The 22,192-nt window shown below is 60.3% G+C and carries 23 protein-coding genes; 16 read left to right on the top strand and 7 right to left on the bottom strand.

Annotated elements, in window-relative coordinates; translation table 11 throughout:
- Window positions 1-192 precede the first annotated feature (192 nt).
- The 6 genes from NTD81_RS00425 to NTD81_RS00400 all read left to right on the top strand — a co-directional run bounded on the left by NTD81_RS00425 (window position 193) and on the right by NTD81_RS00400 (window position 7,050).
- Complete coding sequence (locus tag NTD81_RS00425) at window positions 193-1,122, top strand: AEC family transporter (RefSeq protein WP_262178248.1); 930 nt, start codon at window positions 193-195, stop codon at window positions 1,120-1,122.
- Window positions 1,123-1,303: 181 nt separating this feature from the next.
- On the top strand, window positions 1,304-2,599 hold the full coding sequence (locus NTD81_RS00420) for an OprD family porin (RefSeq protein WP_262178246.1): 1,296 nt from the start codon (window positions 1,304-1,306) through the stop codon (window positions 2,597-2,599).
- A gap of 127 nt (window positions 2,600-2,726) precedes the next feature.
- On the top strand, window positions 2,727-4,268 hold the full coding sequence (locus tag NTD81_RS00415) for an alkaline phosphatase D family protein (RefSeq protein ID WP_262178244.1): 1,542 nt from the start codon (window positions 2,727-2,729) through the stop codon (window positions 4,266-4,268).
- Between the two features lie 173 nt (window positions 4,269-4,441).
- The gene (locus NTD81_RS00410; RefSeq protein WP_262178242.1) at window positions 4,442-4,909 is read left to right on the top strand and encodes a GNAT family N-acetyltransferase; all 468 of its coding nucleotides are present in this window, start codon (window positions 4,442-4,444) and stop codon (window positions 4,907-4,909) included.
- 111 nt (window positions 4,910-5,020) lie between these two features.
- On the top strand, window positions 5,021-5,737 hold the full coding sequence (locus tag NTD81_RS00405; RefSeq protein ID WP_262178240.1) for a DNA-3-methyladenine glycosylase: 717 nt from the start codon (window positions 5,021-5,023) through the stop codon (window positions 5,735-5,737).
- Entirely contained in the window at window positions 5,734-7,050 is a 1,317-nt protein-coding gene (locus NTD81_RS00400) for a bifunctional DedA family/phosphatase PAP2 family protein (RefSeq protein WP_262178238.1), read from the top strand. The genes NTD81_RS00405 and NTD81_RS00400 overlap by 4 nt, the downstream gene beginning before the upstream one ends.
- Here the strand turns inward: NTD81_RS00400 and NTD81_RS00395 are convergent.
- The 3 genes from NTD81_RS00395 to NTD81_RS00385 are packed head-to-tail and all read right to left on the bottom strand — an operon-like array spanning window position 7,034 to window position 8,713.
- Window positions 7,034-7,630 (bottom strand): LON peptidase substrate-binding domain-containing protein, encoded by a 597-nt coding sequence (locus tag NTD81_RS00395; protein WP_262178236.1) that lies wholly within the window; start codon window positions 7,628-7,630, stop codon window positions 7,034-7,036. The genes NTD81_RS00400 and NTD81_RS00395 overlap by 17 nt on opposite strands.
- 10 nt (window positions 7,631-7,640) lie before the next feature.
- On the bottom strand, window positions 7,641-8,357 hold the full coding sequence (locus tag NTD81_RS00390; protein ID WP_262178234.1) for an LrgB family protein: 717 nt from the start codon (window positions 8,355-8,357) through the stop codon (window positions 7,641-7,643).
- Window positions 8,354-8,713, bottom strand: coding sequence for a CidA/LrgA family protein (locus tag NTD81_RS00385; protein WP_262178232.1), 360 nt, complete (start codon window positions 8,711-8,713; stop codon window positions 8,354-8,356). The genes NTD81_RS00390 and NTD81_RS00385 overlap by 4 nt, the downstream gene beginning before the upstream one ends.
- Window positions 8,714-8,917: 204 nt before the next feature.
- On the opposite strand from NTD81_RS00385, the gene NTD81_RS00380 reads away from it, so the two are divergent.
- The 4 genes from NTD81_RS00380 to NTD81_RS00365 all read left to right on the top strand — a co-directional run bounded on the left by NTD81_RS00380 (window position 8,918) and on the right by NTD81_RS00365 (window position 12,250).
- Window positions 8,918-9,373 (top strand): MaoC family dehydratase, encoded by a 456-nt coding sequence (locus NTD81_RS00380; RefSeq protein WP_262178230.1) that lies wholly within the window; start codon window positions 8,918-8,920, stop codon window positions 9,371-9,373.
- A gap of 132 nt (window positions 9,374-9,505) precedes the next feature.
- Complete coding sequence (locus tag NTD81_RS00375; protein ID WP_262178228.1) at window positions 9,506-11,239, top strand: C13 family peptidase; 1,734 nt, start codon at window positions 9,506-9,508, stop codon at window positions 11,237-11,239.
- Window positions 11,240-11,284: 45 nt separating this feature from the next.
- Window positions 11,285-11,926, top strand: a complete 642-nt coding sequence (locus NTD81_RS00370; protein WP_262178226.1) for an NAD(P)H-binding protein — start codon at window positions 11,285-11,287, stop codon at window positions 11,924-11,926.
- A gap of 15 nt (window positions 11,927-11,941) precedes the next feature.
- Window positions 11,942-12,250 (top strand): DUF5629 family protein, encoded by a 309-nt coding sequence (locus tag NTD81_RS00365; protein ID WP_262178224.1) that lies wholly within the window; start codon window positions 11,942-11,944, stop codon window positions 12,248-12,250.
- A gap of 79 nt (window positions 12,251-12,329) precedes the next feature.
- Here NTD81_RS00365 and NTD81_RS00360 read toward each other — a convergent pair whose 3' ends face one another.
- Genes NTD81_RS00360 through mpl form a run of 3 tightly spaced genes read right to left on the bottom strand, consistent with a single transcriptional unit; the run spans window position 12,330 to window position 14,604 of the window.
- Complete coding sequence (locus NTD81_RS00360) at window positions 12,330-12,617, bottom strand: YceK/YidQ family lipoprotein (RefSeq protein WP_262178627.1); 288 nt, start codon at window positions 12,615-12,617, stop codon at window positions 12,330-12,332.
- Between the two features lies 1 nt (window position 12,618).
- Window positions 12,619-13,251 (bottom strand): flavin prenyltransferase UbiX, encoded by a 633-nt coding sequence (gene ubiX, locus NTD81_RS00355; protein WP_262178222.1) that lies wholly within the window; start codon window positions 13,249-13,251, stop codon window positions 12,619-12,621.
- Window positions 13,252-14,604: a UDP-N-acetylmuramate:L-alanyl-gamma-D-glutamyl-meso-diaminopimelate ligase gene (gene mpl / locus NTD81_RS00350; RefSeq protein WP_262178220.1), complete on the bottom strand. Its 1,353-nt coding sequence runs from the start codon at window positions 14,602-14,604 to the stop codon at window positions 13,252-13,254.
- A gap of 318 nt (window positions 14,605-14,922) precedes the next feature.
- Between mpl and eat the strand changes: the two genes are divergently transcribed.
- The 6 genes from eat to ppa all read left to right on the top strand — a co-directional run bounded on the left by eat (window position 14,923) and on the right by ppa (window position 20,877).
- On the top strand, window positions 14,923-16,371 hold the full coding sequence (gene eat / locus NTD81_RS00345; protein ID WP_262178218.1) for an ethanolamine permease: 1,449 nt from the start codon (window positions 14,923-14,925) through the stop codon (window positions 16,369-16,371).
- A gap of 54 nt (window positions 16,372-16,425) precedes the next feature.
- Window positions 16,426-17,820, top strand: a complete 1,395-nt coding sequence (locus tag NTD81_RS00340) for an ethanolamine ammonia-lyase subunit EutB (RefSeq protein WP_262178216.1) — start codon at window positions 16,426-16,428, stop codon at window positions 17,818-17,820.
- Between the two features lie 12 nt (window positions 17,821-17,832).
- Window positions 17,833-18,642 carry an ethanolamine ammonia-lyase subunit EutC gene (gene eutC, locus NTD81_RS00335; protein WP_262178214.1) on the top strand — a complete coding sequence of 270 codons (810 nt, stop codon included), beginning with the start codon at window positions 17,833-17,835 and terminating at the stop codon, window positions 18,640-18,642.
- Window positions 18,643-18,808: 166 nt separating this feature from the next.
- Entirely contained in the window at window positions 18,809-19,276 is a 468-nt protein-coding gene (locus tag NTD81_RS00330) for a GNAT family N-acetyltransferase (RefSeq protein WP_262178212.1), read from the top strand.
- A 217-nt stretch (window positions 19,277-19,493) separates the two neighbouring features.
- Window positions 19,494-20,144 (top strand): DedA family protein, encoded by a 651-nt coding sequence (locus NTD81_RS00325; protein WP_262178210.1) that lies wholly within the window; start codon window positions 19,494-19,496, stop codon window positions 20,142-20,144.
- 205 nt (window positions 20,145-20,349) lie between these two features.
- Window positions 20,350-20,877 carry an inorganic diphosphatase gene (gene ppa, locus NTD81_RS00320; protein WP_262178208.1) on the top strand — a complete coding sequence of 176 codons (528 nt, stop codon included), beginning with the start codon at window positions 20,350-20,352 and terminating at the stop codon, window positions 20,875-20,877.
- A gap of 129 nt (window positions 20,878-21,006) precedes the next feature.
- Here the strand turns inward: ppa and NTD81_RS00315 are convergent, their stop codons facing one another.
- A complete protein-coding gene (locus NTD81_RS00315) occupies window positions 21,007-22,125 on the bottom strand; it encodes a YheT family hydrolase (protein WP_262178206.1) in 1,119 nt (372 codons plus the stop codon).
- Window positions 22,126-22,192 lie beyond the last annotated feature (67 nt).

Here is a 22,192-nt window from a genome sequence, read left to right as displayed (position 1 = left end):
GCGAAAAGCTTGCTGGCAGCGACCCTGACGGGGCAGAACAGTCTGAATTTTTCACCGCCGGCGCGCAGCGCCTAAGCCACTCCCCCTCTAGGCTGGCCCCGCAAAATTCCCTCGTCAGATCCGTGGATTAATGCCTGGACGCCTCTATATAGAGCGCTTTAAGCTCAGCCACCCCTGCTGGTTGAGTGCGCAATGCATAGCGTTATTACTGTAGTTCTGCCGATCTTTGCCCTGATACTGCTGGGCTATCTGTGCCGCAAAAGCCAGCGCCTGGGTGACAAAGCGGCCTCCGAACTAAACCGCGTAGTGGTCTGGCTATGTCTGCCGGCGCTGCTGTTTAAGGTCACCGCTACGGCCACTTGGGAGCAAATTTGGCAGCCGGGGTTTGTCCTGAGCATCACCGCCGGCTGCCTGCTGGTGTTCTTCGCCACCCTCGGTTGGCGCCTGCGGCAGCGCTACAGCCTGGTCGAGGCGAGCCTGGATGGACTCGGCGCCTCTTACGCCAACACCGGCTATATCGGCATTCCCCTATGCGTGTTGGTGTTTGGCCAGGCGGGTCTGGAGCCGGCACTGATCGCCTCGCTGATTGTGGTCTGCGTGCTGTTTTCGGTGTGCATCGTCTGCATTGAGGTGGGCCTGCAGAGTGAAAAGAACGTCGGCCGCGCCGCTTGGGCGGTAGTGCGTGCCCTGAGCAAAAATCCCTTGGTGGTGGCGCCCATCGTCGGCGGCTGCTGGGCCACGACCGGCTTAGGCATCAGCGAGCCGCTGCAGCACCTGCTGGATATGCTGGCGGCGGCCACCACGCCGTGCGCCTTGATCTCCCTCGGCGCCTTCCTCGCCCAGAAACAGCCGCAAAGTCAGCAAGCGGCCTGGCCATTGGTGCTGATCAAGCTGGTCGGACAGCCCTTACTGACCGCCTTTCTGGCCTTTAAGGTGTTTCATCTGCCGGCACTGTGGGCGCACTCCGCCCTGCTGCTCAGCGCCCTGCCCACCGGCACTGGGCCGTTTATGCTGGCCGAACACTACGGCCGCGAGGCCGGGGTGGTGTCGCGGACCATCCTGCTCTCTACGCTCGGCTCAGTTATTACCCTAAGTGCTTGTTTATATTGGCTAGGCGTGTAAACACGCGCCCAAGATAAATGTCAGACAAATGGTCAGCCAGCGCCCACACAAGTGCCGTGTTGTTGGGTTAGCGTTGTAGACCTTGGTCTTAAAGACCCCTCCTACCACCTGTGGCACTTTCCCCGGCCGCCGCGCCGCGCGATCTGTACTGCTTTGTACCTGCCTTGTTTGAGAGTTACCCATGTCTTCGCTTAATCAGCCCCGTAGCCCCTTCGCTTTCAGACGTGTCAGCGCCCTAGTGCTGTGCAGCGGCATAGCCCTGCCCGCCAGCGCCGCGTTTTTTGAAGACAGTAAGGCCAGCTTGGAAGCCCGCACCCTGTACTTCAACCGAGACTTCCGCGACGGCAGTACGTCCAACCCCCAGGGCGCCTCCAAGCGCGAGGAAACCGGCGAAGGTTTTATTCTCAACCTGCAATCGGGCTACACCGAAGGCACCGTGCAATTTGGCCTGGACGCCATCGGCATGCTCGGCATCAAGCTCGACTCCAGCCCAGCCGATAGCAACAGCGGCATGTTCCCCGCCACCGGCAGCGACCCGCGCCACTCGGCGGATCAATACGCCAAGGCAGGGGTGACCGGAAAAATGCGCCTGTCCAAGACTGAGCTGAAATACGGCGCCCTGCTGCCGGAAATGCCACTGCTGAAATACAACGACGGCCGCCTGCTGCCGAATATGTTCCACGGCGCCCAGCTGACCAGCCAGGAGCTTAAAGACTTCAAGCTCAGCATCACGCGCCTGGAGCGTTACACCGCGCGCGACTCCAGCGACCAGCAGGACATCCGCATCCACTGCAAAAACAAGCGCTATGCCTGCGACACCACCGGCAACCGCTTCGACAGCTACCAGCTCGACTACAAACTCAGCGATCACTGGCTGGCCCAGTACGCCCAGGGCGGTCTGGAGAACGTGTATCGCCAACGCTTTGTCGGCTTTGTCGGCAAGCAGAAATTCGGCCCAGGCAGCTTCGGCGCCGACCTGCGCTGGTTTGATAGCAGCGACGACGGCCAGGCCCGCGCCGGGCATATCGACAACCGCGCCCTGAGCATGCTGTTTTCCTATGGCATCAACGGCCATACCCTGAGCGCCGGCTGGCAGCGCATGTTCGGCGACACGGCCATGCCCTATCTGGATGGCAGCAACCCGTACCTCAACAACTACCTGCAGGTGAACGACTTCGCCAACCCGGATGAGCGTTCCTGGCAACTGCGTTACGACTGGGACATGCGCTACATCGGCGCACCTGGCTTGAGCTTTATGACCCGCTACGTCAGCGGCGACGGCATCACCCTGGCCAATGGCGAGGAAGGTAAGGAATGGGAGCGCGACACCGAGCTCAAGTACGTGGTGCAAAGCGGCACCTTTAAGGACTTGAGCATGCGCCTGCGTAACGCCACTTACCGCACCAACTACGAACAGTCGGCGCGAGACGTCAACGAAGTGCGCTTGATCCTGAGCTACAACCTGACGATTTTCTAAGCAGCGCCCGGCAGTGGCCTGGGTCACGCTCAAAGCCACTGCCGCCGCGCCCAATGCCTGACATCTGTCATCTGAGCGTCATAGCCCCTGACTAAGTTGCCCCTTTGCCACCCGCGAGGAGCAACCGATGCACGACTTTCTACTGGGCAGGCGCCGCCTGCTGCAAACCGCCGGCGCCAGTTTGCTGCTGCCGAGCCTGGCGCCGGCGGTGCTGGCCTCAGCCAAAGAACGGCCACAACTCACCGATGGCGTGCAATCCGGCGATCTCCTGGGGGACCGGGCGATCATCTGGAGTCGTACCGACCGCCCGGCACGCATGCTCGTGGAGTGGGACACCCGCAGCCAATTCGGTAATCCGCGCAAACAAGTCTCGGCTCTCACCGATGCCCGCAGCGATTTCACCGCCCGTGTCGAACTCACCGGCTTGCCGGCGGATCAGGCGATTTTCTACCGTGTCACCTTCGAGGACGCCCACTCAGGCGTGGCCAGCGAGCCTTGGTTCGGCCACCTGCGCAGCGCGCCCAGTCAGGCCCGCGACATTCGTTTCGTCTGGAGCGGCGACACCGTAGGCCAAGGCTTTGGCATCAACCCGGACATCGGCGGCATGCGCATTTACGACGCGATGCGCAGGCGCCTGCCGGACTTCTTTATCCACAGTGGCGACACCATCTACGCTGACAGCCCGGTGCCGGCGCAGATCAGCGTCGAGGACGGACGCATCTGGCGCAACCTCACCACCGAAGCCAAAAGCCATGTCGCCCAGACCCTCGACGACTATCGCGGCAACTACCGCTACAACCTGCTGGATGACAACCTGCGCCGCTTCAACGCCGAAGTGCCGCAGATCTGGCAGTGGGACGACCATGAGATCGTCAACAACTGGTCGCCGAGCAAGGTGCTGGACGAGCGTTATCAGGTGAAGGACATCAATACCTTGGTCAGCCGTGGCCGTCAGGCTTGGTTGGAATACGCGCCAATGCGCAGCCAACGCGCCGATTCAGGCGCACGCATCTACCGCAAACTCAGCTACGGGCCGCTGCTGGACGTGTTTGTGCTGGATATGCGCAGCTATCGCGGGCCGAATGATGACAACTTAGGCGCCCGCAAAGCCTTCCTGGGGCGCGAGCAGCTGGACTGGCTCAAGCACGGTCTGAAAGATTCCCGTGCCCAGTGGAAGATCGTCGCCGCCGATATGCCCATTGGCCTGGCGGTACCCGACGGCGAAGTCAGCCCAGGCGTAGCACGCTGGGAGGCCATCGCCAATGCGGAACCGGGCGCCGCCCAAGGCCGCGAGCTGGAGATTGCCGAGCTGCTTGGGTTTTTACGCCAACATCAAGTGCGCAACCACGTATGGCTGACGGCCGATGTGCACTACTGTGCAGCCCATCATTACGACCCCAACCACGCCAGCTTTCAGGACTTCGAGCCGTTCTGGGAATTTGTTGCCGGGCCGCTGAATGCCGGCAGCTTCGGCCCCAACGCACTGGACGCGACCTTCGGCCCGCAACTGGTGTTTCAAAAGGCGCCACCGGCGCAAAACACTTCGCCGTTTGCCGGCTATCAGTTTTTCGGTGAGGTCAATATCGAGGCACAAAGCGGCGAACTCAGTGTCACCTTGCGTGATCTGGATGGCGTAGCGGTGTTTGAGCAAAAGCTCGCGCCGACCTGAGGCTTAGCAGAGCACAAGCGCGCCGGCAGCATTGGGCAACGCAGGCGCGCTTGCAGGCACAGAAAAGCCCGCGGCGATCAGTTGATCCTTCAGCACGCCAACCCTCCAGGTAAAACAGCAAGAATTAGCCGCCCTGGGTTACAGTGAGCAGCCCCACACAAGGACGTGTCGCCATGCTAAAGATCCGCCGCGCCACCCGCGAGGATGCGCCCACTGCCCTAGAGATTCGCCGCCTTGCCATTCAACACCAATGCCTCGGAGCCTACACTGCCGAGCAGATCCAGCGCTGGACTGAGGTCAGCCTGAGTGAAGCCTACCAAGACTGGGTGGCGCGGGATTACCACCTGGCCTGCCTGAATGCCCAACCCATCGCCAGCGGCGCGCTAAACCCGAGTACGGGAGAAGTGGATGCGCTGTTTGTACTGCCGGATTACGCTCGCCAAGGGCTTGGCCAGCAAATGCTGGCACATCTTGAGGCACTGGCCCGGCAAGCCGGCCTCACCCAACTGCGCTTAGAAGCCACGCTCAACGCCGTGGACTTTTATCGCCGCAGAGGCTTTACCGGCGAACAGCAAGCGCTGCACCAGTCAAGCACTGGCTTGCAACTGGCTTGCGTGCCGATGACTAAGGCCTTGACCTGATTGAACTCGGCTCAGCCAGCGGCTACTAAGCTAGACTGCCCCGACAGCTAATATTCAATAAGTTGTTGTTATCATTGTCGGCCTTTGCCCTGTAATCAGCCCCAACGGCCTATGTCTAACCCAAGCTCAGCCCGCCCGCCGTGGCCCATCGGCCGCGCCCTTAGCGCCGCTTTTTTTGACCGTGACGCCTGCCTGCTTGCCCAAGAGCTTCTGGGCAAAATTATTCGCCATCGTGTTGGCGAGTTGTGGCTTAGCGCCCGCATCATCGAGACCGAGGCGTATTACCTCGCAGAAAAAGGCAGCCACGCGTCCCTCGGCTACACCCACAAGCGTCGCGCCCTGTTTATGGATGGCGGACATATCTATATGTATTACGCCCGCGGCGGCGACTCGCTGAACTTCAGCGCCCAGGGGCCTGGCAACGCGGTGCTGATTAAATCGGCCTTCACCTGGCAGGATCAGCACAGCGGTCCCGCCAGCGTGGCGCAGATGCAAGCCAACAACCCCAACGCCCAAGGCCAAGCGCGCCCGCCTGAGCAACTGTGCGCCGGGCAAACCCTGCTGTGCCGCGCCTTGGGCCTGAAAGTGCCGGACTGGGACGCCCAGCGCTTCGATGAGCAGCGCCTGTTTGTCGAAGACATCGGGCAAACGCCGGCGCAGATTATCCAATGCCCGCGCTTAGGGATTCCCGCCGGGCGCGATGAGCACCTGCTGCACCGCTTTGTGGACGCCGAGTACGCGCGCTTTTGCACGCGTAACCCACTGCGTCGCGGCCAACAATCAGGCCTGCACTACCACCTGTTAAACCCCAAGGATCGTGACTCATGAGCCAATGGCTAGACTCCATCAACCTTTGGCTGGGCGCTAACCCGCAGTGGCTCGGCGTGGCGGTATTTGTGGTGGCCTGCCTGGAGTGCCTGACCATTATCGGCATTGTCATACCTGGCGCAGTGCTGCTCTTGGCCTTGGCGGTACTGGCCGGCAGCGGCGCGCTGAGCCTGTGGGAAACCTTGCTGCTGGCCACGCTTGGCGGTTTGCTCGGCGATATCATGTCCTACGGTATTGGCCGTTATTACCACCAGGATATTCACCGTCTGCCGGTGCTGCGCAGCCATCCCAAATGGCTCGCCTCGGCGGAGGAATTCTTCCAGCGCAATGGTGTGATCAGCCTGTTAGTCGGACGCTTTATCGGCCCACTCCGCCCGATGCTACCGACGGTGGCGGGCATGCTGAATATGCCGTTTGGGCGCTTCTTCGCCGTCAGTGTGCTGGCTTCGGTGGGTTGGGCGGTGGCCTATATGCTGCCCGGCTGGGCTACCGGCGCGGCATTTCGCTTGCCGCTGCCGCCGGGCTTCTGGCAGCAGGCCGGGTTCGTCGTCTTCGGCATTGGTCTGGTACTCGGCCTGAGCATCTGGGCCAGTACTAAACGCCTGCGTTGGGCCAGCTTATTTGCCGCCCTGAGCAGCCTCGCCTTGTTGGTGGCGCTGATGGCCAGCTGGCCGCGGCTGAGCGATTTGGATCACGGCCTGATGACACTGGTGCAGGAGCAGCGCAGCGAGCACTTGGACATGCTGATGGTGCTGATCACCCGCGTTGGCGATTGGCGCACGCAACTGGCCGCCGCCGTGCTGTTGGGAGTGATCCTGCTGGTCGGGCGGCAGCGACGCGCACTGGCCCTGGCCATCGGCAGTACCTTGGGCAGTGCCATCGGCAATGGCCTGCTGAAAGCCATTTTTGAACGGCCACGGCCGCAGATTCTGCTCGATCCGCTCGGCAGCTACAGCTTCCCCAGCGGGCATAGCTCAGCGTCCTTTGCCTTTTTCTTGGTCTTGGGCGTGCTTGCCGGGCGCGAGCAAGCGCCACGTCAGCGTTTGACCTGGCTGCTGGTGGCCAGCTTACCGGCCCTGGCGATTGCCATGTCGCGGGTGTATTTAGGCGTGCATTGGCCCACTGACGTGATCGCCGGCGCCATGCTCGCCAGTTGCATGTGCGCCATCAGCCTGGCCTTGGTGCAGTGGCAAAAGCCGCTGCCAGCCATGCCCAGTAAAATTTGGTGGTTACTGCTGCCAAGCGTGATCGTGATGTTGCTCAGCATCACCGTATTTAAGCTGTCCAGCGGCCTGGTTATGTACCAGCACTGACCCCCGCCTGCAGCTGCTCAAGCAATTGCTGGAGCAGCTGCAAGCCGGCATCGATATCGTCCATGGCCAACAGCTGCACCTTGCGCTGACTGTCGAGTGGCAACAGGTACGCCAGCTGATTGAGCAAGCCATGCTGGTCAGCCACCGGACTGGGCAAGCCCAGCGAAGCCACCATAGGATGCGCACTCAAGGCGCCGAGCAGCGCCAGCAAGTCATCGTGCTCGGCATCCAGCGGCAGCGCTGGTGGCTCATCCAGCCACTGCACTTCAGCCATGGTCAGTTGATCAGCCAACACCTGCGCGCGCTCGACGCGAAAACGCCGGCCGCCGATCACGCGAATACCGAGCAAGCCGTTGGGCAATTGCTGGAAGTCGCGAATCAACGCCTCACAACCAACTGCGGCCAATTCAGCCGCCGCCGCGCCCACCTCCGCTCCGTCGACAATGCACACCACGCCGAAGCTGCTGTTTTGCTTCATGCAGCGGCTGATCAGACTCAGGTAGCGCGGCTCAAAAATCTGCAAGTCCAGATTACAGCCGGGAAACAGCACCGTATTGAGGGGGAACAGCGCTAAGCTCACGACCTTCTCCTTAGAGCCAGAACAAAATCACCAAGGGCAGGAACACCGCGGTAAACACGCCCATCAAGCTCATGCCCAGCGCAGCAAAGGCGCCGCATTCTTCACTCTCCTGCAGCGCCCGCGAGGTGCCCACTGCGTGGGCGGTGATCCCCAGGGCCAGGCCCATGGCCGCCGGATGCCGTACGCCGAAGCGCTTGAGCAACGACGGCCCGGCAATCGCGCCGATAATCCCGGTGAGCATGACAAACACTGCCGCCAACGCCGCGATACCACCGATCTCTTCGGCCACCAGCATGGCAATCGGCGAAGTCACCGACTTCGGCGCCATGCTCATGAGGATCATATGATCTGCGCCAAACGCCCAAGCCAAACCTACCCCTAGGGAGGTAGCAAAGATGCCGCCGACCACCAAGGTAATCAGCACGGGCCAGAACAGCTCACGAATGCGTCGCAGATTTAAGAACAGCGGCACCGCCAAGGCCACGGTGGCCGGGCCGAGGAACAGGGTCAGGGCCTTTACGCTGTCTTTGTACTGGGCAAAGTTCAGGCCGCAGGCCAGCAGCACGCCAATTACCGCCAGCATCGACACCAGTACCGGCTGTAAAAACACCCAGCGGGTTTTCTCGTAGGCGGCCACCGCCAACTGATAAGCGCCGAGGGTGATGCCCACGCCAAACAACGGATGTTGCACTACGGCCTGCCAGGCCGCCTGCCATTCAATACTCATGGCCGCTCCCGCCGCTGTTTGCGCTCAATCAGCTTCTGCATCAGGTAGCCGGCAAAAAGCAGCCCGATCAACAGCGACAGCAGCAAGGTACCGGCCACCGCCCAGAAGTCCGCACTGATTGGCTCCATATAAGCCATCACCCCAACCGCCGGGGGCACCAGCAGCAGCGGCAAGTATTTGAGCAGGGTCGTGGAGGCTTCGCGCAGCGGTTCGCTGACTTCCCCACGTAGCAGCAAAAAGCCAAACAGTAAGACCAGACCAATGATTGGCCCCGGCAACATGGGCAACAACAACACGTTCAGCGCAGTACCGAGCAACTGGAACAGCACCAACCAGGAAACACCCCTTAACAGCATGATGGATAATCTCTAGTACTTATAATCCTGCGCCGCAGTATAAGCGTAAGCGCCCGCAAACACCTGTGTTACAGCGGCTTAGGCCATAAAACAGGCGCCCATAGTAGCGATTTCCGGGCACTTGACCCTAGCCCCCGAGCGTGATGATCTAAGCCCCGAAGGAATACGCAATAACACAACAACAGGTATCCCCAAGGAGAAGCCATGACTTCAGTCCCAGCCGCAGAACTGTCCAGTTACGTAGGTAAAGAGTTAGGTCGCTCTGATTGGTTGACCATCGACCAAGAGCGGATCAATCAGTTTGCCGAATGCACCGGTGATCATCAGTTCATCCATGTCGATCCGGAAAAAGCCAAGCTCACCCCCTTTGGCAGCACCATCGCCCATGGTTTTCTCTCGCTGTCGCTGGTGCCCAAGCTGATGGAAGGCATCATGATCCTCCCACAGGGCCTGAAGATGGCCGTCAACTACGGCCTGGACAGCGTGCGTTTTATCCAGCCGGTGCGGGTCAACTCCAAGGTACGTCTGGCTGTGACCTTGCTCGATGTCACCGAGAAGAACCCCGGCCAATGGCTGCTCAAAGCCAAGGTGGTACTGGAGATCGAAGGCTCGGAAAAACCCGCCTATATCGCCGAACCACTGACCCTGTGCTTCGTCTAAACCGCTAAGGCTCGTCATTCCTGCACCCGCGCACGGCTTGTCCGGCGCGTCGGGGCTTAGTCTGTTACGCCAGCGAGCATTACCCCACGATTGAGGCATACTCAGCACCTTATACCCAGCCGGAAGAGTCCTATGCCCCGCCTTGCCGCCTTGGCTTCATTAAGTTTCGCCCTGCTGCTAAGCGCTTGCGGCGATGGTGAACCGTTACTGCCGCCCGATGCGGTGCTGCCCGACGGCGGTCGTTATCGCGGGGCAGTAGTGGATGGTTTACTGCAAGGTCAGGGCCGGATCGACTACGCCAACGGCGAGTGGTTCGAAGGCAGTTTTAAAGACGGCAGCTACAGCGGCCAAGGCGAATGGCACAGCGGCCAGGGCGAGATCTACCAAGGCGAGTTTGCTCAAGGTAAGTTCAACGGCCAAGGCAACCTCCAGTACAGCAACGGCAACCGCTACCAAGGTCAATTCAGCCAAGGTAAACCCCATGGCGAGGGGCGCTTGGACAACGCCGAGCTGGAATATCAGGGCCAGTTTAAACAAGGTCAGTTCGATGGCTTGGGGCAGCTCAAATGGCGCAACGGTGCCAGCTATCAAGGCCAATTTAAGCAAGGCTCACCCGCAGGCCTAGGTGTACTCAATGACGCCGAAGGCAGTCAGTTCAGCGGCACCTTCAAGCAAGGTCAGCTCACCGGCCAAGGCAGCTACAAAAGTGCCGATGGCGACCTCTACACCGGCGAGTTCCGCCACAATCAGTTTCACGGCCAAGGCCGTTATCAAAGCTCGAGCGGTGACGTCTGGAGCGGTCAGTTTGTCGACGGCCAGCTCAGCGGCAAAGGCGAATTTACCGGCAGCGACGGCAGCCACTATCAAGGCCAATTCCGTAACTGGCGATACCACGGCAAAGGCCAACTGCGCTTAGCCGATGGCAGTCAGTATGACGGCGCATTCAGCCGTGACCGCTATCAAGGCCAAGGCACCCTAAAGAACGCTGACGGCAGCCAGCAAAGCGGGGTTTGGCAGCAAGGCCGACTGCTGCGCGACGCTTCCGGAAAAAACCTGCCTGATGCTCTGGCCCAAGGCCTGCTCGAACAGGGCCATTTGCTGGATCAAGCCCTGGCTCAGCTACCGGCCTCCAGCCCTGCCATTGAACTGTACGGCCTGACCTTGGCCGGCGATGGCGAGCAAAGCGTGTTTATGCGCGAGGCCGACTATGTAGCCAAGCAACTGCACGAACGCTTCGCCGCACGTGGCGTAGTGAGCTTGGTCAATCACCGCGACCATCTGTTGGATCGACCACTGGCCACCAGCGCCAGCCTCGGCCGCAGCATTGAAGTCTTGGCGCAGCGCACAGGCCCCGAAGATGTGATCTTTATCTACCTCACCAGTCACGGTTCGGCCGAGCATGAACTGAGCCTGGTGCAGCCGCGCCTGCAACTCAGCGATCTGCCGGCCAGCGAGTTAGCCAGCCTGCTGTTGCCACTGAAGCAGCGCAATAAAATCGTGGTGATTTCCGCCTGCTATTCCGGCGGCTTTATCCCGGCGCTTAAAGATGACAAAACCTTAGTCATCACCGCCGCGCGCGCGGATCGGGTGTCCTTCGGCTGCTCGGAAGAGAACGACTTCACCTACTTTGGCCGCGCGCTGTTTGCCGAGGCGCTGCAGCAAACCGACGATTTGCAACGGGCCTTCAGCCTCGCTCAAAAAGCGGTGGCTGAGCGCGAACAGGCCGACGGCTTCGAGCCTTCGCAGCCGCAAATCTGGGCGGCGCCAGCTGTGCTCAAACAGTGGCGAAAACTGCGCGAACAACAGGCTGAAAAAGCCTTAAATGATCAACCTGTGCCGGTTTCGGCAGAACAACTCAAGCCCTAGTAGTACAAGGTGCTGGCGGCTATCGATCAGCAAGGAGTTGCATGCATGTATTTAACGCCACAGAACATCCTGATTGCCGGCGCCACCGGCTTGGTTGGTGAACACCTGCTGGACCGCGTGTTGAGTGAGCCCACCGTCACCCGCGTGGTGGCGCCGACTAGGCGCCCGTTGGCGCCACACGCGCATTTATCCAACCCGCAAGGTGAGTTGCTTGAAGTGCTGCCGCAGCTACACGACAGCGTGGAAATCGCCTTCTGCTGCCTCGGCACCACCATTAAGCAAGCTGGCTCGCAAGAGGCGTTTCGCGCGGTGGACTATGACTTGGTCATCGCCTTTGCCAAGCGCGCCCGCGAGCTAGGCGCCCGGCATCTGCTGGTGGTCAGCGCCCTCGGCGCCGATCCGCAGTCCACGGTGTTTTATAACCGCGTCAAAGGCGAAGTGGAGCAAGCCCTGCGTGAACAAAACTGGCCACAGCTGACCATCGCCCGCCCCTCCCTGCTGATCGGCCAGCGCCAGCCGACGCGCTTGGCCGAAGACTTACTGGCGCCGCTGTCGCGCTTATTACCCGGCAAGTACCGCGGTATCCCCGCCCATGTATTATCGCGGGCACTCTGGCGCCTAGCCCTCGAAGAAGGCAGCGGCACCCGGGTGATTGAATCCCATCAACTGCGCCGTCTTGGCCGCTAACAGAAGCCTTACCTTATGAGCACAGCCCCCGCCGACCTGCTGAGCGCCCTTAATGGCGCCGACATGCTGATCATCGATAACCTGCATGCTTGGCAGTTCAGCCTCGACGACCAGCACCTCAACATTGAGTGCATGGACGGCCGCAACCTACGCAAATGGCAATTCAGCCTGGCTCAAGTAGCCGCAGCCACTTACCAAGAGGCGAGTGACAGCTGGAATATCCACAGCAACGACGCCAGCCACAGCCTGCAATGTTTAGGTGCGGTGAGTGGCAATAATGACGACGAAGATGAAGTAGAAGACGCCGCTAACGACGCGCAGTAGCTCCGAGCTTAGCGAGCCCCAGCTTTAGATACAGATGCGCGGGCGTAAACGCACCTGCCATATAAACCCGCGTGTAGCCCTACAGCCCGCCATTGAGATGCACGCTGCCTCCGGTACTCACCAGCAGCGAGATCGGCAATAACAAGGTATCGAGCAAGGCGCTGGCTGGTAGGTCCAGGCTGGGAAAGGTCGGCGGCAGCGTGCCGAAATGCACTTCAGGGCAGCAGCCACCCTGAATCGCGTACCAATCCAAGCGGGTGCCGGCATACACCACCGGCGCGCCTTCTTTGGCGGCGTCCAGGGTTTTCACCGTGGCGCAGCCACCTAGCCCTCCCCCGGCCAGCATCAGGCACAACGCCGCCCGCAGCTTACTCATCCGGACTGCTCTGATGATGCTCGCCCCAGCGCGGCAGCATGTCTTGCGGAATATTCAGACAGTTGAGAATGCGCGCCACCACGAAGTCGATCAGGTCATCGATGGTTTGTGGCTGGTGATAAAAGCCTGGCGCGGCGGGCAGGATGGTCACCCCCAGATTGGACAGCTTGAGCATGTTCTCCAGGTGGATGCTGGAGAACGGCGCCTCGCGCGGCACCACAATCAACTGGCGGCGCTCTTTGATCGCCACATCGGCGGCGCGCTCAATCAAGTTATTGCAGGCGCCCGTGGCGATCGCCGATAAGGTACCAGTGCTGCACGGCACCACCACCATGGCGGCTGGAGCGCCGGAGCCGGAGGCCACCGGGGCCATCCAGTCCTCCTTGCCATACACGCGGATCTGCCCGGCGCTGGCACCGGTGTATTCGGTCAAAAACTGCTGCATGGCCTGCGGCTTGGCCGGCAGGCTCACATCCGTTTCTGTGGCCATCACCAACTGCGCGGCCTTGGAGATGAGGAAGTGCACCTCGCGCTCCTCGCGCACCAGGCAATCGAGCAGACGCAGGCCGTACTGGGCGCCAGAAGCGCCAGTCATGGCCAAGGTAATGCGCTCGGGACCGCTCATCTATTGCTCCAACGCTTGCGCCAGTTTGCCGTGCAGGCCACCAAAGCCGCCGTTACTCATCACCACCACCTGGGTGCCGGGCTCTACTTCGGCTTTGACTCCGGCGATGATCGCCTCCAGTGAGTCACAGACCTGCGTCGGCACGCTGCTGGCTGCCACGCTGGCGGCCAGATCCCAGCCCAGATTAGGCGGTGCGTACCAGTACACCGAGTCCGCCTGTTTGACCGACTCCGGCAAGCCGTCGCGGTGGGCGCCAAGTTTCATGGAGTTGGAACGCGGCTCAACGATGGCGATCAGCTTAGACGCGCCAATGCGTTTGCGCAGGCCATCGAGCGTGGTGGCAATCGCCGTAGGGTGGTGGGCGAAGTCGTCGTAGATGGTCACGCCGTTGACCTCAGCGACCTTCTCCATACGCCGCTTGGCGTTGATAAACAGGCTCAGCGCTGCCGTGCCCAGCTGCGGCAGCACACCGACATGACGCGCCGCGGCCAATACGGCCAAGGCGTTGGCCACGTTGTGCTGGCCGGTCAGTTGCCAGTCGACCACGCCGACCTCTTGGCCTTCAAATAGCACGCTAAAACGCGAACCGTCCTCGCTGAGCAAGCGTGCCTGCCACTGCCCGCCAACACCGGTGGTGTGCACGGGGGTCCAGCAGCCCATCTCGAGCACGCGCTTAAGCGCCAGCTCAGTGGTGGGATGAATAACCAGGCCCTCGCTGGGAATGGTTCGCACCAGGTGATGGAATTGCCGCTCGATAGCCGCCAGATCCGGGAAGATGTCGGCGTGATCGTATTCGAGGTTATTCAGAATCGCCGTGCGTGGGCGGTAATGCACGAACTTGCTGCGTTTGTCGAAGAAGGCGCTGTCGTATTCGTCGGCCTCCACCACAAAGAACGGTGTGTCGCCCAAGCGTGCGGAAATACCGAAATTTTGCGGCACGCCACCAATCAAAAAGCCCGGGCTCATGCCGGCATGCTCCAGCACCCACGCCAGCATGCTCGAACTGCTGGTTTTACCGTGGGTGCCGGCCACGACCAGCACCCAACGGCCTTGCAGGACATGATCGGCCAGCCACTGGGGGCCGCTGACGTAAGGCAGGCCCCGGTTGAGCACGTACTCAACCGCTGGGTTGCCCCGTGACATGGCGTTACCGATCACCACTAAATCTGGCGCCGGCTCCAGCTGCGCCGGGGCGTAGCCCTGGGTCAGCTGGATGCCCTGTGCCTCGAGCTGGGTGCTCATGGGTGGATAAACGTTAGCGTCAGAACCGGTCACGCGGTGGCCCAGTTCCTTGGCCAGCACGGCGAGGGACCCCATAAAGGTGCCGCAGATGCCGAGGATATGAATATGCATGGATGACCTCAAAAACGGCCGCAAGGCCTAACAACGGCTGCCTGGCAGCCTAAATTTCGCTGGCCGCAGGTTAGCACAGGCGCAGCAGAGGGCAGAAACCACGCGCAATCTCGGCGCCGTGCCACGCACCCCGGCCAAGGCGCTGACATCGGCCTGAGCGGCAAAACTGATTGGCTGGCGGTTTAGTTGTTGTCTTGCTGCTCTAAAAACCAACAGGCATTGGCACAGCAGTTGCTCTTCTACTCAGGCAAGTCCTTCAGCCAACAGCTAAGCCCGGCAGCACCACGGTGCCGACCCGGCGGTTAATGAGGATAAGTCATGACAACAGAACAATTAGGGGCACCTAGCCACACCCAAGGCACCGAGTTGGAGCAAGTCGATGCCGCTTACTTCGCTAGCCGACAATTAAAGAAAGGCGCCGCCGGTTGGGTGCTGTTGATCGGCCTCGGCGTGGCCTATGTGATTTCCGGCGACTACGCGGGCTGGAACTTCGGTTTGGCCCAAGGCGGCTGGGGCGGCATGTTCCTCGCCACCTTGCTGATGGCCTTGATGTACCTGTGCATGTGTTTCTCCCTCGCTGAACTGTCCTCGATGATCCCCACCGCCGGCGGTGGCTATGGTTTTGCCCGCAGTGCCTTTGGTCCTTTGGGCGGCTTTCTCACCGGTACCGCGATCCTTATCGAATACGCCATCGCCCCGGCCGCCATCGCGGTGTTTATCGGCGCCTATTGCGAGTCACTGTTTGGCATCGGCGGCTGGGCCATTTATCTGGGCTTTTACATCCTGTTTATCGGCATCCATATCTTTGGCGTCGGTGAGGCGCTGAAGCTGATGTTTATCATCACCGCCGTGGCCGCTATCGCCTTGGCGGTGTTCCTGCTCGGCATGCTGCCGCACTTCTCCTGGGATAACCTGTTCAATATCGCGCCGACACAAGCCAGCGGCGCCAGCAGCTTTTTGCCCATGGGTTATGTCGGTATCTGGGCAGCCATCCCTTACGCCATCTGGTTCTTCCTGGCGGTGGAAGGCGTGCCGCTGGCCGCCGAGGAAACCCGCAACCCGCAGCGCGATATGCCGCGCGGCCTGATCGGCGCCATGCTGGTGCTGCTGGCCTTTGCCCTGCTGATTCTGCTGATCGGCCCAGGCGGCGCCGGCGCAGAAGCTCTCAAAGCTTCCGGCAACCCGCTGGTGGAAGCGCTGACCATCGCCTACGGGCAAAGCACCTGGATGAGCAGCTTCGTGAACCTGATTGGCCTGGCGGGTTTGATCGCCAGTTTCTTCTCGATCATCTACGCCTACTCGCGGCAGATTTTTGCGCTGTCCCGCGCCGGCTACTTGCCGCGGTCACTGTCGCTGACCAACAAGAATAAGGTGCCGGTGCTGGCCTTGATCGTCCCAGGCTTGATCGGCTTTGCCCTCTCCCTGACCGGCCAAGGCGACCTGCTGATTCTGGTGGCGGTATTCGGCGCGACCATCTCCTATGTGCTGATGATGGCCGCCCATATCACGCTGCGGGTGAAACGCCCGGATATGCCGCGCCCTTACCGTACGCCAGGTGGCGTGCTGACCTCCGGTATCGCGTTAGTGCTGGCGTGCGTGGCGGTGGTCGCCGGATTCTTGGTCGACCCGCGCGTGGTCATTGGTGCGGCGATTATCTACGCTGTACTGATCGCCTACTTCGCCTTCTACAGCCGCCACCACTTGGTGGCCGGTACGCCGGAGGAAGAATTTGTCGCCATCAGTGAGGCCGAGGCCAGCCTCAAGTAGCACACACTTGGGCGGACGCAGTTTGGCTGCGTCCGCCAGTTTGGGAGAACTTGGATGTCCAGCTACCAACATACGGTCGGCGCTCTGACTTACCGCTTCGACAGCCTCAAGGATGTCATGGCCAAGGCCAGCCCAGCGCGCAGCGGTGATTACTTAGCCGGCGTCGCCGCCAGCAGCGCCGGCGAACGGGTCGCGGCGCAAATGGCCCTGGCCGAGATCCCGCTTAAGCAGTTTTTAACTGAAGCGTTGATTCCTTACGAGAGCGATGAAGTCACCCGCCTGATCATCGACAACCACAACGCCGCCGCCTTCGCCCCAGTCAGCCACCTAACCGTTGGCAGCTTCCGCGACTGGCTGCTCAGCGATGCGGCCACTGAACACAGCCTCGCCGCCTTAGCGCCGGGCCTAACGCCCGAAATGGCAGCAGCGGTATCCAAGCTGATGCGCGTGCAGGACTTAGTCCTGGTGGCGCAAAAAATCCGCGTCACCAGCCGCTTTCGCAACACCATCGGCCTACGCGGACATATGTCGACGCGCCTGCAGCCCAACCACCCCACCGATGATCCCTCCGGCATCGCCGCGAGCATTCTCGACGGTCTGCTGTACGGCAACGGCGACGCCATGATCGGCATCAACCCGGCCACCGACAGCCTGAGTTCGATCAGCGAGTTGCTGAAAATGCTCGACGCGATCATCCAGCGCTATGAAATCCCCACCCAGGCCTGCGTGCTGACCCACGTCACCACCTCGATTGAGGCGATCAACCGTGGTGTGCCGCTGGACCTGGTGTTCCAGTCGATTGCCGGCACCGAGGCGGCCAACGCCAGCTTTGGCATCAACCTGAATATCCTCCAAGAGGGCTACGAAGCCGGCTTAAGCCTGAAGCGCGGCACTCTGGGCAACAACCTGATGTACTTCGAGACCGGCCAGGGCAGCGCGCTGTCGGCCGGGGCCAACCACGGGGTGGATCAGCAAACCTGCGAGACTCGCGCCTATGCGGTGGCGCGCCATTACCAGCCGTTTTTGGTCAACACCGTGGTCGGCTTTATCGGCCCGGAGTACCTGTACAACGGCAAACAGATTATCCGCGCGGGCCTGGAAGACCACTTCTGCGGCAAGCTGCTGGGGCTGCCGATGGGCTGCGATATTTGCTACACCAACCACGCCGAGGCCGATCAGGACGATATGGACGTGCTCCTCAGCCTGCTGGGCATGGCCGGGATCAACTTCATCATGGGTATCCCCGGCTCCGACGACATCATGCTCAACTACCAGACCACCTCGTTCCACGACGCCCTCTACGCCCGCCAGAGCCTCGGCCTGCAACCAGCGCCAGAGTTCGCCGCGTGGCTGGAGCGCATGGGTATATTCCAGCGCAGCGCTGCCGGCCTGCAGCTGAGTAATCAACTGCCGCCAGCATTTCGCCAAGCCTTGGCGCAGTTGCATTAATGGAGGGGCGCAATGACCGATAAACCCGTGCAAGTGGCCCAGGCCAACCCTTGGCAAGAGCTACGCAGCCTCACCAGCGCCCGTATAGCCCTAGGTCGCGCCGGCACCAGCTTGCCGACCCGAGCGCAACTGGACTTCCAGTTTGCCCACGCCCTGGCCCGCGATGCCGTGCACCTGCCCTTTGATCACGCCGCCTTAAGTGCGGCCCTGGCCCAGCAGCAACTGCCGAGCCTGCTGCTACACAGCGCAGCCAAAGATCGCGACACCTATTTGCAGCGCCCGGACTTGGGCCGCCGTTTAAGTGAGGAGTCCGCCGAACTGCTGCGCCAGCACCGCGCGGCACAGCCACAAGGCTATGACCTCGCCCTAGTGGTAGCTGATGGGCTATCGGCGCTGGCCGTGCATCGCCACGCCGAGCCCATGCTGCAACGCATCAGCGAACTGGCCCAAGGCGAAGGCTGGAGCCTGGCGCCAGTCAGCTTGGTTGAGCAGGGCCGCGTCGCGGTGGCCGATGAAGTGGCCGAGCTAATCGGCGCGAAGATGGTGGTGATCCTGATCGGCGAGCGCCCCGGCTTAAGTTCGCCGGACAGCCTAGGTCTGTACTTCACTTATGCGCCGAAAGTGGGGCTGACCGACGCCGCGCGCAACTGCATCTCCAATGTGCGCTTGGAAGGATTGAGCTACGCCATGGCCAGTCATCGGTTGCTCTACCTCATGCGCGAAGCCAGTCGCCGTCAGCTCTCGGGGGTCAACTTAAAAGACGAAGCCGAAGTACCGGTGCTGAATGGGCAAAATCCCAGCACTAACTTCCTCTTGGACTGAACGCTCGGGCCAGGGGATCAATGCGTCGAAACACACAAAAGCAAAGGCTTGTTTGGATTGCGCGTTAATCCGGCGTTAGACAGCATCAACTCCCTGATCGGACTCATTCACCGGCAGCCCTTCGCTGCTGCCAAGCCCTATCAACCGACTGAAGTCGAGGCTCACCATGCGCATTGTGCAAGCGACCCTGGAGCATCTGGAGCAACTTACGCCGCTGTTTGTCAGCTACCGCGAACACTTCGGCCAACTGCCCTACCCTGACTCCTCGCGCAAATTCTTAGAGCGGCGCATCCGCAACAAAGAGTCAGTGATTTACCTGGCCCTATCGGATGACGACGACAAAATCCTCGGCTTCTGCCAGCTGTACTCCAGCTTCTCGTCGCTGTCGCTTAAGCGCGTATGGATCTTGAACGACATCTACGTGTGCCAGGACGCACGCCGCCAGCTGGTGGCCGATAACCTGATCCACGCCGCCAAACAAATGGCCAAGGAGACTAACGCAGTGCGTTTACGTGTCGCCTCTAGTGTGGATAACTTGGTGGCGCATAAACTTTATGAGTCGATTGGTTTTACCGAGGACCGCGAATTTAAAAACTTCGTCCTGCCGATTAGCGAAGACTTCACCGCGCCATAACTCTCCCGCGCTGTCCCTATCAGCCCCAGACCAAGCCGCCAGCGGTATGTTTCTGCCCGGCACAACGTGTTGGTAATGCTTAGCTACAAGCAAAACAGGTAATTCACGATCCATTGCCTATAATGCCGAACCTAAATAGCCAGCTACACCCTTTGGCTGTGCCAAACCCAAGTACCACATTGGCCTTACGAATCAGGCCTCGAACACAGGTAGTGCAATGGATTTCAACCTGATCGATCTTATCCTCCACCTCGACGTGTACCTCAATCTGCTGGTGAACAATTACGGTCCCTGGATCTACGCCATCCTGTTTTTGGTGATCTTCTGTGAAACCGGCTTAGTCGTAATGCCTTTTCTGCCAGGCGACTCGCTCTTGTTTATTGCCGGAGCAGTAGCAGCCGGTGGCGGTATGGACCCAGTGCTACTAGGCGGCTTGCTCATGGTGGCGGCAATATTGGGCGACAGTACCAACTATGTGATTGGGCGCACCGCCGGTGAGCGGTTATTCAGCAACCCCGACTCGAAGATTTTCCGCCGCGATTACCTGCAAAAAACCCAAGACTTCTACGACAAGCACGGCGGCAAAACCATTACCCTGGCGCGCTTCATGCCGATCATTCGTACCTTCGCCCCCTTTGTCGCCGGCGTCGCCCGCATGCCTTACTTACGCTTTGTCAGCTTCAGCGTATTCGGCACCATCCTTTGGGTCGGCGGCCTGGTGACTCTGGGTTACTACTTCGGCAACGTGCCCTTTATCAAAAAGAACCTGTCCCTATTGGTGATCGGCATCATCTTGCTCTCCTTGTTGCCGATGATTATTGGTGTGCTGCGCAGCCGCTTCAGTGGCAATAAGGCTCAGGCCAACTAGGCCCGTGCCGACCAGGCGCCGTTGTTAACCGACGGCGCTTGGTCAAAGTGTGTTTACACGCGCGCCGAGCAGCGCACGCGTAAGAGATAAACAGCACTTAAGCGCTATAAACCTCGACCAATGGCCAACTACAGCAGCGTGGCATCGACGGCAGAATAGGCCTATAATCCCGCCACTTTTTTGGCCCACACCGGAAGTCGCCCCCATGAGCTACAGCAAGATCCCGGCTGGTAAAGACCTGCCTAACGACATCTATGTCGCCATCGAGATCCCGGCCAACCACGCGCCGATCAAATACGAGATCGATCACGACACCGACTGCCTGTTCGTCGACCGTTTCATGGCCACTCCGATGTTCTACCCGGCCAACTACGGTTTTATCCCGCACACCCTGGCTGACGACGGTGATCCCCTCGATGTGCTCGTGGTCACTCCTTATCCAGTAGCCCCAGGCTCGGTCATCCGCGCCCGTCCGGTTGGCGTACTGCTGATGAGCGACGAAGCCGGCGGCGACGCCAAACTGGTTGCCGTACCGCACGACAAACTGACCGTGCTGTACAAAGACGTGCAGGAATACACCGACCTGCCACCCCTGCTGATCGAGCAGATCAAGCACTTCTTCGAGAACTACAAAGACCTCGAAAAAGGCAAGTGGGTTAAAGTAGAAGGCTGGGCCGGCGCTGACGAAGCCCGCAAGCTGATTAATCAGGCAGTCGCCGCTTACCAAAAATAAGCAGAGACTCCCTCCTAAAAGCCGGCCACAAGCCGGCTTTTTTATTGCCTGCAAAAATGCCCATGACATCGACACTAGCCTAGGCCAAACACCCTCACATCGAGCCGCTTTGTGCGACTCGGCGAAGCGTCATTGCACATTTTCCCGTTGAGGCAGTCCCTGGGCCACGATAAAGAACTCCGCAGCCAACTCATGCGCCCATGGTTTAGCGCGCAGGCCACTGAGGTGGGCGCAGTGGCTACCGTGGGTGGTGATGGCGAGGATGGTGCTGGGTAGTTGCGCCATAACGTGACGGTGCTCATCAACGTTTTGCTGCACGCAGATCGGGTCGTCGGCAGCGTTTAACACCAGCAGCGGAATACTTACGTTGGCCATCACTGCCACCGGGTTACAGGCGCTTAAATACTGCGCATAGCTGGCGTAGCCGGCGCAGGGCGCCAAGTGCTGCTGGAATTCATCGAGACTCTGCGCTGCTTCCAATTTTGCCAACGATTCCACATCAGCTAAGACCTGGCGATTAGGTTTGACGAATTGCTTGAGCAAACGCTGCGCGATGATTTTGCTGTACGGTGCGCGACAGCGGGCGAAGGCTACGCTGATGTCGTAACCAGGACAATAAGCAAAGGCGGCGCGGATCGGCGTGGCGCTGCCTTGCTCGCCCAGATAGCGAATCAACAGTGCCGTACCGGCGGAAATACCGGCAGCATACAACGGAGAATCGGGCTGGGAGCGGGTGATCAAACTCAGCTGTTCACGCAGGTCAGCAACATCGCCCATGGTGTTGAACTTGGCACTGCTCAGGCTCAGCTCGCCGTGACCACGACGCTGACAAACCACGATACGCCAGCCAGTGGCGCGCTGTAGATCGCGGACAAAACTGCGCATGTTGCGCGCCGTACCGGCAATGGTTGGCAGTACCACTAAGGTCGGTGTGCTTGCTGGCAGATCCAGCCCCAGCCAATGCAGCGCAGTGGTGCCACCATCAGCCATGGTTAAGCGTCCGATCCGATCGTATTGCAGCGGCGCCGCCAAGGCTTCGCGCACACACAGACCGAGAATTTGCAGGTGACGGTTAAATAGCCAAGGGGTTGGCCAGTAGACTTTGTTCAAGCGCGGCAACTGTGCCAGCGCTGCCGAGGAAGGAGATGTGGCTAGGTAAACTAACTCGGGCTTAGCCACGCTCTTTAAGTAATAAATGGCGACGCCGGCGACTAGCCCCAGCATCAATACAGCCCAGCCCATCGACATCTTTACCTCTGCCCCAGCTAACCCTTTAGATGCGCCGCAGCCTACCATCTAAGACGCGCCAAGCCCC

Source organism: Pseudomonas sp. 5P_3.1_Bac2, assembly GCF_025465995.1.
Lineage (GTDB): Bacteria > Pseudomonadota > Gammaproteobacteria > Pseudomonadales > Pseudomonadaceae > Aquipseudomonas.
Note: the sequence above shows the minus strand (reverse complement) of the source record. Positions and strands in the feature narration are given on the sequence as shown.

Excerpts from the sequence above, each read along its gene's own strand:
- ubiX (WP_262178222.1), bottom strand. The coding sequence starts at position 13,251 with ATGAGCGGTCCCGAGCGCATTACCTTGGCCATGACTGGCGCTTCTGGC.
- NTD81_RS00405 (WP_262178240.1), top strand. The coding sequence starts at position 5,021 with ATGTCTAACCCAAGCTCAGCCCGCCCGCCGTGGCCCATCGGCCGCGCC.
- NTD81_RS00390 (WP_262178234.1), bottom strand. The coding sequence starts at position 8,357 with ATGAGTATTGAATGGCAGGCGGCCTGGCAGGCCGTAGTGCAACATCCG.
- NTD81_RS00330 (WP_262178212.1), top strand. The coding sequence starts at position 18,809 with ATGCGCATTGTGCAAGCGACCCTGGAGCATCTGGAGCAACTTACGCCG.
- eat (WP_262178218.1), top strand. The coding sequence starts at position 14,923 with ATGACAACAGAACAATTAGGGGCACCTAGCCACACCCAAGGCACCGAG.
- NTD81_RS00370 (WP_262178226.1), top strand. The coding sequence starts at position 11,285 with ATGTATTTAACGCCACAGAACATCCTGATTGCCGGCGCCACCGGCTTG.
- eutC (WP_262178214.1), top strand. The coding sequence starts at position 17,833 with ATGACCGATAAACCCGTGCAAGTGGCCCAGGCCAACCCTTGGCAAGAG.
- NTD81_RS00365 (WP_262178224.1), top strand. The coding sequence starts at position 11,942 with ATGAGCACAGCCCCCGCCGACCTGCTGAGCGCCCTTAATGGCGCCGAC.
- mpl (WP_262178220.1), bottom strand. The coding sequence starts at position 14,604 with ATGCATATTCATATCCTCGGCATCTGCGGCACCTTTATGGGGTCCCTC.
- NTD81_RS00385 (WP_262178232.1), bottom strand. The coding sequence starts at position 8,713 with ATGCTGTTAAGGGGTGTTTCCTGGTTGGTGCTGTTCCAGTTGCTCGGT.
- NTD81_RS00420 (WP_262178246.1), top strand. The coding sequence starts at position 1,304 with ATGTCTTCGCTTAATCAGCCCCGTAGCCCCTTCGCTTTCAGACGTGTC.
- NTD81_RS00340 (WP_262178216.1), top strand. The coding sequence starts at position 16,426 with ATGTCCAGCTACCAACATACGGTCGGCGCTCTGACTTACCGCTTCGAC.
- NTD81_RS00380 (WP_262178230.1), top strand. The coding sequence starts at position 8,918 with ATGACTTCAGTCCCAGCCGCAGAACTGTCCAGTTACGTAGGTAAAGAG.
- NTD81_RS00410 (WP_262178242.1), top strand. The coding sequence starts at position 4,442 with ATGCTAAAGATCCGCCGCGCCACCCGCGAGGATGCGCCCACTGCCCTA.
- NTD81_RS00325 (WP_262178210.1), top strand. The coding sequence starts at position 19,494 with ATGGATTTCAACCTGATCGATCTTATCCTCCACCTCGACGTGTACCTC.
- NTD81_RS00415 (WP_262178244.1), top strand. The coding sequence starts at position 2,727 with ATGCACGACTTTCTACTGGGCAGGCGCCGCCTGCTGCAAACCGCCGGC.
- NTD81_RS00400 (WP_262178238.1), top strand. The coding sequence starts at position 5,734 with ATGAGCCAATGGCTAGACTCCATCAACCTTTGGCTGGGCGCTAACCCG.
- NTD81_RS00315 (WP_262178206.1), bottom strand. The coding sequence starts at position 22,125 with ATGTCGATGGGCTGGGCTGTATTGATGCTGGGGCTAGTCGCCGGCGTC.
- ppa (WP_262178208.1), top strand. The coding sequence starts at position 20,350 with ATGAGCTACAGCAAGATCCCGGCTGGTAAAGACCTGCCTAACGACATC.
- NTD81_RS00425 (WP_262178248.1), top strand. The coding sequence starts at position 193 with ATGCATAGCGTTATTACTGTAGTTCTGCCGATCTTTGCCCTGATACTG.
- NTD81_RS00375 (WP_262178228.1), top strand. The coding sequence starts at position 9,506 with ATGCCCCGCCTTGCCGCCTTGGCTTCATTAAGTTTCGCCCTGCTGCTA.